The organism is Microcoleus sp. Pol1C5 (genome assembly GCF_036701115.1).
Classification (GTDB): domain Bacteria; phylum Cyanobacteriota; class Cyanobacteriia; order Cyanobacteriales; family Microcoleaceae; genus Microcoleus.
Genome location: NZ_JAUBQE010000097.1, coordinates 1 through 11,823, shown reverse-complemented (window position 1 = coordinate 11,823; position 11,823 = coordinate 1). Strand labels below are relative to the sequence as shown.

10 protein-coding genes are annotated in these 11,823 nt (G+C 44.7%); 3 read left to right on the top strand and 7 right to left on the bottom strand.

The genetic code is table 11. The annotated features are described in order from the left end of the window. Positions 1 to 217: 217 nt before the first annotated feature. From QUA23_RS29815 to QUA23_RS29785, 7 genes are all read right to left on the bottom strand, one after another. Positions 218 to 3,157 (bottom strand): cation-transporting P-type ATPase, encoded by a 2,940-nt coding sequence (locus QUA23_RS29815; protein ID WP_333079449.1) that lies wholly within the window; start codon positions 3,155 to 3,157, stop codon positions 218 to 220. A 103-nt stretch (positions 3,158 to 3,260) separates the two neighbouring features. Next, positions 3,261 to 4,259 carry a permease gene (locus tag QUA23_RS29810; protein WP_333079450.1) on the bottom strand — a complete coding sequence of 333 codons (999 nt, stop codon included), beginning with the start codon at positions 4,257 to 4,259 and terminating at the stop codon, positions 3,261 to 3,263. Between the two features lie 12 nt (positions 4,260 to 4,271). After that, positions 4,272 to 4,514 (bottom strand): thioredoxin family protein, encoded by a 243-nt coding sequence (locus tag QUA23_RS29805; protein WP_333079452.1) that lies wholly within the window; start codon positions 4,512 to 4,514, stop codon positions 4,272 to 4,274. Positions 4,515 to 4,568: 54 nt separating this feature from the next. Then, entirely contained in the window at positions 4,569 to 4,931 is a 363-nt protein-coding gene (locus tag QUA23_RS29800; protein WP_333079461.1) for a beta-lactamase hydrolase domain-containing protein, read from the bottom strand. A 190-nt stretch (positions 4,932 to 5,121) separates the two neighbouring features. Further along, complete coding sequence (locus QUA23_RS29795; RefSeq protein ID WP_333079453.1) at positions 5,122 to 5,523, bottom strand: heavy metal-responsive transcriptional regulator; 402 nt, start codon at positions 5,521 to 5,523, stop codon at positions 5,122 to 5,124. Between the two features lie 83 nt (positions 5,524 to 5,606). Next, positions 5,607 to 6,284, bottom strand: a complete 678-nt coding sequence (locus tag QUA23_RS29790) for a DsbA family protein (protein WP_333079454.1) — start codon at positions 6,282 to 6,284, stop codon at positions 5,607 to 5,609. Positions 6,285 to 6,456: 172 nt separating this feature from the next. Beyond that, positions 6,457 to 8,118 (bottom strand): glycosyltransferase family 39 protein, encoded by a 1,662-nt coding sequence (locus QUA23_RS29785; RefSeq protein ID WP_333079456.1) that lies wholly within the window; start codon positions 8,116 to 8,118, stop codon positions 6,457 to 6,459. A gap of 74 nt (positions 8,119 to 8,192) precedes the next feature. Between QUA23_RS29785 and QUA23_RS29780 the strand changes: the two genes are divergently transcribed. From QUA23_RS29780 to QUA23_RS29770, 3 genes are all read left to right on the top strand, one after another. Continuing rightward, a complete protein-coding gene (locus tag QUA23_RS29780; RefSeq protein ID WP_333079457.1) occupies positions 8,193 to 9,680 on the top strand; it encodes a hypothetical protein in 1,488 nt (495 codons plus the stop codon). A gap of 353 nt (positions 9,681 to 10,033) precedes the next feature. Then, positions 10,034 to 10,438, top strand: coding sequence for a hypothetical protein (locus QUA23_RS29775; protein ID WP_333079459.1), 405 nt, complete (start codon positions 10,034 to 10,036; stop codon positions 10,436 to 10,438). Between the two features lie 771 nt (positions 10,439 to 11,209). Beyond that, on the top strand, positions 11,210 to 11,823 hold a 614-nt coding region (locus tag QUA23_RS29770; RefSeq protein ID WP_333110668.1), incomplete at its 3' end, for a DUF4347 domain-containing protein.

The window sequence follows — 11,823 nt, the reverse complement described above, 5'->3', positions numbered from 1 at the left end:
TTATGTTGAGCGTGGGCGGGCAATAGCGCGCTCGAACTTTTTTGAGTTTTTTGGACTTATTCAGCAAGCCCTATGTAAGTATATTTGCAGGGGGAAGTCCAGGTTAAAGTAGATAAAGTTCATCACAAAAGTCCTCAAAAATTTAAAATGTCTTGCAATTCCAGAGTCAAAATTTTGGGATTTTAATCCTATTTTTTTTGCTACATTAGCTCTGGTTCTAAAAAGCTCTTTTAATGTTGCCTTGTTGCCGCTTACGAAGTAATAGCTTGCGAAGTTCTTCTGCACCAATCAAAATGATCGGACAGGCTAACAAAATCAACCAATGCCAATTGGCTAGTGAAGCTGTTCCAAATACTTGTCTGAAGGGTGGGAAGTCGATGAATGCGAATAGGGCAACACATTCAACAGTTATTCCTAACCAGAGCAAACTATTATTTGATAACGACTGACGGAATACCGAACCCCAATCAGAGCGACAGGCGAATAAGTTACCTATTTGACAAGCTACGATCGCAGCTAAAGTCATCGTTGTCGCTTGGCGATAGATTGCCGTCACCGTAGGATCTGCAGTATGAGAGAGGATTGCAGGAGTGACTTGTTGCAAGTCTGCCAACGAATAGCCATAGCTCCACCAAACCATCAAAAAGCCCAACATTGAGAGCATCGCTTCGATCGCACCCAAAAAGAGATAGGCGCGTAATATTAAAGGAACGTTGAGTAAAAACTCCTCCTTTGGACGGGGTGGACGATCCATAATCCCAGCTTCGGGAATTTCTGCACCCAAAGCTAGGGCTGGAACCATATCCGTGCCTAAATCTACGGCAAGAATCTGCAAAATCGTCAGCGCGGGTGGAATTTTGAAGGCAACCATGCCTAAAAATGGCACGACTTCTGGCACATTCGAGGCGAGGATATAGGTCATGAACTTGCGGATATTTTGATAAATCGCCCTTCCTTGCTCGATCGCTACCACAATCGTCGCAAAGTTATCATCGGTAAGCACGATATCTGCCGCTTCTCGCGCCACATCCGTACCGTTTTGTCCCATCGCAATGCCGATATTGGCGGCGCGTAAGGCGGGGGCATCATTCACCCCATCACCTGTAACTGCCACAATTTCGCCGATGTCTTTGTAAGCTTGCACTAATCGCAATTTGTGTTCAGGTGACATCCGGGCAAACACTAAACCAAAGCGATATTTCACCACTTGCTTGAGTTGTGCGTCAGAGAGATGTGCCATGCCTTCACCCGTGACTACACGCACTTTGTCGCTAACTAAACCAATTTGGCGGGCGATCGCTTCAGCCGTCAATCCATAATCACCCGTTACCATAGTTACTTTGATTCCTGCTTGATGACATTGAGCGATCGCTTTTGGTACTTCCTCGCGCGGCGGATCGAACATCGCCACTAACCCGACAAAAATCAAATTTTGCTCTAAATCCTGAGCTTTTAGATCGAGCAATTCCTCTCCACCTTGACGCGCCGCCAGCCCTAACACTCGAAATCCTTGTCTTGCTAAATCGTCATTGGCTTTGACCACCTCATCCCAATAATCGTGGGTTAATTCCTGCGATTTACCATCCCGCAAAATCCAATGGCAATGTTTTAGCACTTCTAATGGTGCGCCTTTAGTAAAAGCCAGATGGGGAAATTCACTTGACCATATTTCTGAGGCTTGCCAATTCAAAATCACTGTCATCATCAAGCGGCGAGAATCAAAGGGAATTTCTCTTAAGCGTGGGAATTGCTTCTGAAGATTTTCTAAATTCAGTTCCGCTTTTGCCGCTGCTACTAATAGAGCCGCCTCCGTCGGATCGCCAATTTCTTGCCAACGACTAGGCGCATTAAGATGTACCAAACGGGCATTAGAACAAAGTGCCGAACCAATCAGTAAAACCTTAGCTTTCCAAGCAATTTCGGAATTAGAGGGAATATTCACTTTGCCCTTAGTGGGATCGTAACCAGCACCAGTAATTTCAATTAGCCTGTTAGTTAAGACATCATGAGGAGTATCGCGATTGGGTTCAGATTGCTCTGGTTCTGTCGGTAGCCAGAGATAGCGCACCGTCATTTCATTTTTGGTTAAAGTACCCGTCTTGTCTGTGCAAATCACTGTAGTCGCGCTTAGGGTTTCCACTGCCGAAAGCCGCCTTACAAGAGCGTTGCGCCGCGCCATCCGTTTCACACCAAGGGCAAGAGCTAATGTTACTGTTGGCAATAAACCTTCAGGGACATTTGCCACGATAATCCCGATCGCAAAAATAAAGCTCTCGGTAATATTCATGCCAATCAACAAGTAGCTAAGCGCGAATACAGTCGCACCCATACCCAGCGCGATCGCTGTAATAATCCGTACAATCCGAGCAACTTGAATTTCTAAGGTACTGGGTTCGCGTTTTACTACTGTAGTTAAATGCGCCACCTGTCCAAATTCAGTCTGTGCGCCCGTCGCATAAACCACCGCCACTGCTCGACCTGCTGCTACCGTCGAACCTGCTAATACAAGGTTAGCAATTTCTGATGGATTTACCTTTTCTTGCAAGGGCTGTTCCCCTTGACGCAGCATGGTTTTGCCAGCACGTACCGAAACGGCTTCGCGCAGACGTACAGGGTAAGGACTTCGCGCCACAGGCAAAGATTCCCCTGTCATCACCGATACATCGAGATATAAACTTTCGGCTGAAATTAAACGGGCATCTGCGGAAATGCGATCGCCTTCTTCCAATTGCATCACATCGCCGCGTACCAATTCTCTAGCGGGAATTTGCTTTAATTCTCCATCTCGATACACTTTTACTTGCATCGGTAAGACTTTTTTTAAAGCAGATAAAGCTTTCTCAGCTTGAAACTCTTGCCAAAAGCTAAAAATGGCATTAATCCAAATTACTGCCCAAACTGCCCAGCCCAGTTCAGGTGTGCGGGAAATAAATGCCAAAATCCCTGCCACCCACAGCAACAAAGCCATAAAATGGGTTAATTGATCGGCAAATCTGAGCCACAATGGACGATGAACGGGTTCTGGTAATTCATTTGCGCCAAATTTCTCTAATCGCTCTTGCGCTTCATTGTCCGATAATCCATTGGCAGCAGTGCCTAGAGATTCATAGACTTCTTCAAATGATAATGTCCATAATGGTTGGTGTAATGATGCCATGCCCGATAGACTCCTGTTTTATAACTGAAGCTGGTTAGCTTTTCGGCACGCAAATTGCGTTTATTAAACTCAGGACTTATTATAGTCTAGAAACCGTTTTTTTTTACAAAAGCAGAGCATTGAATATATAGCCAATGCTGATAATACCAACGGTCATTAGCCCAATAAACACGGCTAAAAGTTGAGGTTTCAGAACTTTTTTGAGAATCACGATTTCAGGAAGCGATAATGCTGTCACAGCCATTGTGAAGGCTAAAACTGTACCCATTGCCATTCCTTTATTGACTAAAGCTTCGGTAATCGGCATGACCCCCGCAATGTTCGCATAGAGTGGCACGCCCAAAATTACCGCGATCGGCACTGCTAAAGGATTATTTGCACCTGCATATTGAGTGATAAAATCTGTTGGCACATAACCATGAATCCCCGCCCCGATCGCAATACCACCCACGACATAGAGCCACACCGATCGCACAATGGAGCTCGACTGGAACCATCCTTGCTCAAATCTTTGCCCCCAAGTCAGGATCACTGGTTCTGGATTGTCCCCATCACCTAGAGGTATTTCTTGATGAGATTTTTGCAGTTCCCAAACAAAGGGTTCCACCCATTTTTCTAATTTTAGTAATCCGATGATATATCCAGAGGCGATCGCTAAACCCACACCAAAACCAATGTAGATCAGCGTCACCTTCAACCCAAATAATCCCCAGAGAAGGATAACAGCAACCTCATTTACCATTGGCGCTGCCATCAGATAAGAAAAGGTCACGCCTAGAGGCACACCTGCTTCCAAAAAGCCGATAAACAAAGGAACCGCAGAACAAGAACAGAATGGTGTGACGATTCCTACTACGGCCGCCAAAACATTTCCCGTAAAAGTGCGCTTTCCTTCTAGCAAAGAGCGAACGCGCTCTGGTTCTAAAAAGCTTTGAAATGTCCCCACAATGAAGCTAATTACAATCAGTAATGTTAAGACTTTTGGCACATCGTAAAGAAAGAAGTGCAGACTAGATCCTAAATGCGATGCGATCGACAAGCCCAAGAGTTGGGTGACAATCTGGGTTGCCAACCAATCAAAAGGATAAAAGGGATCGAACATAACTTTGCCTCTTTAACGCTGCAATAAGGGCTGAATTTGTTCGGGACTGATTACTTGACCTTTGCTGACAACTTTGCCATTGATTGTCATGGCGGGAGTAGACATCACACCTCGTTTAGCAATTTCGATTGGGTCGGCAATGTGAATAACGACCGCAGTTAAATGGAGATTAGCTACAGCTTCTTTAACATTTGCCTCTAGCTGTTGGCACTTTTTACAGCCTGAACCCAAAATTTCAATCTCGATCGTATTCATGGCATAACTCCTTTTTTGTATTCTGTAATTCAGTTCGGCTAATGTCCAGATTCTCTAGACTTTTTTCTCAAAGTAAGTATGAGCAAAACTTCCAATAATACAGTTAGGCTTCTGGTCAATTCGCAAAGTCTGAAATTGCTCAAGATATTGCGCCTCTGTCCAGCCTTCTTGTTGTGCCAATACCAATAAGGTAAATACGCCCGCCCGCAATCCAGAGGCACAGCGAGTATAAATCGGCTGGGGGGATGCTTTCACCGCTTGCTTGAAGGCTTCTAGTGTTTCGACGGTCAAGTTTTTGGGTGCAACGGGAACACTGACACATTCCAAAGCCTGTTCTTTCACCATTGACGCATCAAGCTGATTTCCCTCAGCAGCAGGACACAAATCAATGACAGTTTTATAGCCTTTTTGGGCAATTTATTGCAAGGCTTCAGACTCGGCAATAGAACCAATGGCTAGGGTATTGGTGATGGTTTTGAACATAATGACGCACTCAATAGATGATAATCTTGGTTGATTCAACTATAAACCTTATACCCATGTATAATGTCAAGGGAATTTTCAAAATATCTGGTTTTTGATTTTGACGATCTTTAAGTAGGGTTTTTTATTGTTGTGTGTCAAGGACGAGGCATTGATAAGCTGGATCGGGATGGTCAAAGTTGGTTTTGCATTGCTCGACTAAAGGTACTAGCTCATCATGGAGCGATCGCAATTGGTCGATATTTTCCTCAATTTCCTTAACTTTTTTGCTGAGTCTTTCATAAACAGCTTTACAGGTGAGTAGTTTCCCTTCCTTTAACGATAGAATCTCCTTAATATCATCCAAACTCAGCCCTAAAGACTTGGCACGGCTAATAAAGGCAAGTCGATCTACATCTAACTGGCTAAAAAGCCGATATCCGGCTTCAGTACGCTGGGGAGATGGAATCAGCCCAATCCGCTCGTAAAAATACAGCGTTTGGGGATTGATTCCTAAAATACGGGAGACTTCGCTGATTTTGAACATTGATAAAACGACCTAGCAATCTAGTAAACTAATACTAAATCCTATACTGAGATCACGTCAAAGGAAGCGATCGCTCAACATCCCTAACACCATGATTGTTCTCCCGGAGGATTGTGCAGTAACTCCCGAATATTAGCTTCGATGACTCGGTAGCCCACATTACCGTTGAGTCTTTGCCGTCCTTCATTAAAAATCAGGGTGGGGCTGACTGTAACTGTATGTTCTTTGACTAATTCAAAATCCTGGGATAGTTTGGCATAAGCCTCACCACTCTCGATCAGAGCTTCGATAGCAGCGATCGGCAGTTTTAACTCCTCCACAATTCCAAATTGCACCTTGCGGTCAGAAACATCTGCCAGTTGGGTAAAAAAAGCCTCCCGAAATGCCCTGGTTGCTTTTTCAAATACCTGTTGATTTTGCTCCACTAAATCTTTCGTTTCTAGTAGTTGAACCGCATGGAGAAACAAATGACAGGATGTCGATGAAAATGGTGTTACCTTAGTCCAAATCTCAGGATGAACGCTGATGTGATCGAACTTTTTCGCAACATCCTGGACATGATCGCTGTATCCTTGCAAACCACCGCGATCGCGCCATCGGTTTTCCAGCTTTTCACGAGCAACACCAAAAACAGGGACAAAGTGCTGTGCGATCGCAATCTTGTCTTCAAAGGTTGTTTTCAACTCATCCAAACGAATCTGAGCAATATAAGCCCAAACGCAGAGAACATCGGAAAAATAAAAAATACGAATCGGTTCCATATCACTTCATCCTTAGACCCATCAGGGTTTCTTTCCAGTACGAGGATCAGTTTCCGTCCACGGCGAGATCAAAATGCTGTTATCGATCACTGCAACCTGGACAATCTTGAGCGGTAGAGGAGCCTGGCCACGAACCACCCTCCCATACAGACGCTGATTGGATATCCCTAACTTACTTTTTAGTTACCAAAACCCAATCGTCCGCTGTTTTGACAACCTCAGAATTCTGCAAACCTAAATGTTTTAAAACTGGTTTTTCTAACAGAAAATAAGGTTTAGGAAGAGATTGCCATTTCTTTTTGAGCGTCGGCGCGTCGGCGACAATAACTTGGCGTTGACTATAAAAATTCAGCGATGGACGGCCCAAGCGGTGAGAAGTAAACACTTGTTGACCCGCCGGAGTTCCTGTGCGGACAATTTCGGCGATCGGCTTAACCGGATAATCCTCCGCCAGTTCCCAAACCCAGTTATCAGAAGCCACCAATACCAATAGCGTCAGGTAAGTTCCCCAAATTAAAACTAATATAAACTGCCGATCTTTGCGGTGCAGCAACACTGCCCCCATTGTCATTGTCAAACCTACAAACAGCAGCATTAACTGCAAATCTCGCTCCATCGGCACAATGTATTTCCCAATTTGCACTAAGCCACTGAAGTAAATGCAGCCGACAACACCAACTACACCCAGCACTGCCAAAATCGCGGGATGAGGCAACAAAGAAATAGCATCAAAACGTTCTTCTGCTTCCTCTTTGATTGGCTCTGGCGGCAGCCACAGTTGCTCCCAAACTTCAGCGAGATAACTGCCAACGGCAAGAGCAAAAGCTGGATAAATTGGCAAAACATACCACGGCAATTTAGTAGTCATCACAGAAATAGCCAGCAGATATACTCCAGTCCAAACCAATACTAATTTTGGCCCTGGAAAATTGCGATTTTCCCAACTCAAACGCAGCCCTTGTAGCCAAAATAACTGCCACGGCCAAGCTAATTTTAAAATTTCTAAAAGATAATACCAAGGCGGGCCTCTGTGACTGCTCACAGGTTCCGAAATGCGCCGGAAAGATTCGTTAACTAAATTAGCGTGGATGAAATATTGGCCGTAGTGCAGCCATTGGGCAAAATACCAAGCCCCGACTGGCAATGTTCCGATCGCGAATCCGCCCCAAAGATACCCAGAAGTGAGGAGTCGCGGGGTATCCCAAACCAAAAAAATACAGCCAACAGCAGCCAGCAGCAGCCCCAACATCACGCCCTTAGTGAGGCAAATGAGTCCGAACCCAATCCCCGCCCCCAAAGTGTAGCGCAAGTCGCGGCGCGATCGTAACAAACACCACATCGCCGCCAGCAAAAAACACAAAACCGCCCCATCCAACATCGCCAAACGTCCGTGCCGCACCACCGGTAACAGCGTCAGATACACTAGGGCAGAAAAAATGGCTATCGAACGCGGAGGAAACAACTCCCTGCCAATGGCGTAAAGCAAGGGCACAGAAGCCGCCGCCAGCATCGCCGGTACCAACCTCGCCGTCAATTCGCTGACACCGCCTGCTGCAAAACACAGCCCGATTAGCCAGTGTACCAGCGGCGGTTTGTTGAAATAAGGCATAGAGTCGATCGTCGGATACAGCCAATTTAAGTTGCCGCGCCAAATTTCGCGACTTACCTGCGCCGCAATGCCTTCATCCCAATCCCGCAACGCCACGCCGCCCAGATTCAGCCCGAAAATCAGCACTGCAGCCAACAGAAAACCCAGCATCCACAGTTTGTCTGTAAAGCTGTCATTCCAGCGATTTTTCGGTTTGCGGTTCAAGAATGGAAAGATTTCTGACATAAGTTAAGAGAGTTTTGAGCGTCCCAAACTGCAGGTAAACTTAGACAGCAGTTATTTGCGACTAGGAAAATACCATGAACTTGCCTGTAATTATAGATATTATCATTGGCTTAGTCTTTATCTACCTGACTTTAAGCTTGCTAGCTTCGGAAATTCAGGAACTGATTGCTACTGTTTGGCAGTGGCGGGCGGAACATTTAAAGAAGTCGATCGAAGTGCTAATTTCTGGAGGCAGCGAAGGCGCGAAAGATCCCCTGCAACTTAAGAGAGTTGGACAGTTAGCTCATGCGATTTACGCCAATCCGATTATCAAGGATTTGAATCAGGGAGCGAAAGGGGTTTTATCAGAGGGATTCCGCTCTGTTACGCACCGCATGGGGGATTTGTACCACGGAGTTACGGGTACTAAAAATGTTTTCGGCAATAAATCCAGTGGACCTTCTTATATTCCAGCAGAGTGTTTTTCGGCTAGCCTTTTGGAGACTTTAAAGGTTTATAGTTTGCTCAGCTCTATTTCTAAAACCCGATTGGAAAGATTTAAAAATTTACAATTAGCACAAATTAAACAGATTGGAGAAAATCTGAGTTTGCCGGATGCTACTAAACCGATTATTGAGCAAGAATTTAGGTGGCTGACTGCGGAGTTCAATCGAGTTGTTGAAGATTATCAAAACAATTTAGCAAATTTGAACAACAGCTTAGATCGGATGTCGGAAAAGCTAGGATTTTATATTAAGGATTCTCAGGTTTATCTACCAGAAACCGAGCTGGCAGGGAGAGAATTTCAGAGGCAGATGGCATTTGTCAAGGCTCGTTTTGACAGCAAAATTGAGCGGGTGGCGCTGCTGGGGCAACTGCAACCGAGTTTCAGCAATCTGTTAAATACTGTTAAAAAAAGTCAAGATACGGTAGCAGAAATTATGGATATCCAAGAGGAGAGTCCGATTTATCAACAAATTCAAGAAACCTTGGACAGTATGCCAGAATCTTTGAAACGCAGCCTTTATATTTTAGCGCAGCGCGCTGAAAAAAGCGGCGGAGATACTCAAGAGCAGTTGCAGCGGTTTCAGAAAGAAATTGAAATTTGGTTTGACCAATCGATGGAGCGTGCTTCTGGTGTTTACAAGCGGAATGCTAGAGGGGTGGCGATTTTGCTCGGAACTGCGATCGCTGTCGCTGCTAATGCTGATAGCATTCATATTATTAATCGGTTGTCGAAGGATTCGATGTTGCGATCGACTGTTAATTTGTACGCTCAGCAGTTGGTGGAAAACAATGCTAAGACTAAATCAAATAATTTAACCAGTCTGACAAAAGTTCAACAGGATGTCGATCGAGCTTTGGATCAGGTAGCTCTGCCTTTTGGATGGAGCGAACAGAACAGCTTAGAACGAGATAAGCAGGGGAATTTATTGTGGCCGGCTTTGATTGCAAAATTGTTTGGTTGGATATTGAGCGGCGTAGCTATTTCTATGGGGGCTGCTTTTTGGTTTGAGGCGCTCAACAAGATTATTAATATTCGCAATGCAGGGAAAAAACCGCCATCTTCCACAGAATCTTGAGCGGTGCAGTTGCGATGCCAGTTAACTAACTGTCATACCCTTTTAGATTTTAGATGGAGGAATGACTGAAGACTATTGAGGTTTGAAGCATGGGCTGACAGTTGGATTCTTTTTTGAAAGTGCTATCACGGATAGGAGATCGGATCGATAGGTAATTGCGCGTTTGCCGGAACTCAGGGAAAACACGCAGAATATAAATTCCGTGCGATCGCGGATGGCAGTCCTGCAGAAATAGGGGAAACTAATAGATAGGTTACATAAGAATGGGCAAAATAAACAAGGTCGCTGGCAGTTTCAGAAGCTCTGAATCCAAGGCTGTATCTACCGCTAATCTCACTTTTGGAGGACGGAATATGTTGACTTCTTTAAGGGAAACGACTCCCGCCTTGGAATACGCAAATCCCCCATCCAACAGCTTTGTATTCAAGGACTCCAGCATCAATGAAGGTGGATATTTTGTTTCCAGAATTTTGGCTGAGGAATCTGACTGCATCGTGAAAATTACCTCGGAACTTCAAAAATCTGCCTCTATCCTTAGAGAGATTGACAAAGTTCGCACAACTTCTGGCGGCAGCTCCGGCCAACTGCAATTAGGCTTTGTTCTCCTCAGTTCAGATTACCTCGAACCATACAAAAGTCAATTGCCAAAATCGCATAGTTCTCTGCCTCAAAACAGCGGACTTGGTTCGTGTTATGCCGATCGACATTGTGATACACTCAACAACGGCGGTGGGCGCGATCGACGGTTTGCTAATTAAGGAGAGTGATTTCATGGAGGGTGTGGAACATACCGAGGGCGACTGGGGCAAATGCAATTGTAATTAGTGACGCAGGCGCGATCGAAATCACCGATTAGATCTGACTCAATCTCCAATCATATCAATTCGCTGAATAATTTGAATCACGTTTGTAGTGAGGTGGGCAGTCCTCACAGTGTCCGTACTAGCCGATAAGTCAATTCATTCCCAGCGATTGGTTCCCACTTAATATCATACCGTTTTGACTGTTAGTAAATACGACCAAACTTCTTGGGAATTAGTAGTTGGGTGTATCTCAAGCCTAGCAGCTTCAAGCCATATAGAATTCTTCAAAATCTACATAATTCAGTTTTCCCTTGGATGAAATACAGCTAGGGAAACTTTAGTGGATTGTGCCTATACATAAAAACTCACACTCAAATAAAAACTACTAAATATAAGAAGAGGTATTCGAGGGTGAATTACCTCCACTATTTCCGCATTCCTCAACTCAGGCTACTATTAGCAAAATAAGGTCAAAAAAAAAATGGATAATAGAACCTAGATTTATTTCAATGTTCCCAATTAATATTGCGATCTACTCCCATAGGTAGAGGCTCCAATTCCCCTTTTGGTCAAGAGGTAACAAGCAAATGCAGAGCCAAATAAATTAATAAAAAAATTTTAAAAAGTACACAATGTTTCAATTTGGTGTTAATATATAATCAAACAAGCCTGATAAGATAACTCCAGGGTGTATCTACTAATAATGCCCTTAATGGAGTCTCCAATATGAGTTCTACATTCGCTCAAGTTAACTCACAATCTTCTTTAGAAAAACGACCGCTGCGCTCCTTAGTCTTCATTGACTCCGGCGTGGAAGATTACGAGTCAATTACAGCGGGAGTGCTGCCGGGACAGCAGGTAGTAATACTCGATAGCACCAAAAACGGCATCGAACAAATCAGCTCTGAAATTGAACAATACGCCTCTACTAACGGGGCGATAGACTCGGTTCATATTATTTCTCACGGCAGTTCTGGCAGCCTACAACTCGGCAATACCGCTCTGGGTTCAGATAACATAGAGCAATACAAAAACGAGTTGGAAAAGTGGCAAAATTTACTAGCCCCACAAGCAGACATCATGCTGTACGGCTGCGATGTAGCAGGCGGTACAGGTGCTAATTTCGCCGATCGATTCAGCCAATTAACCGGGGCTGACGTTGCGGCATCCACCAACATAACCGGCCGTGGCGGCGACTGGAATTTAGAATTTGCTTCTGGCCAAATTGAATCTCCATTAGCCTTGCAGGCCGATGCGATGGCTAGTTACCAAGGTGATTTAGCTACGATCGTAGTAGCCAACAATAGCGATAGCGGGCCCGGTTCATTAAGAGCTGCGAT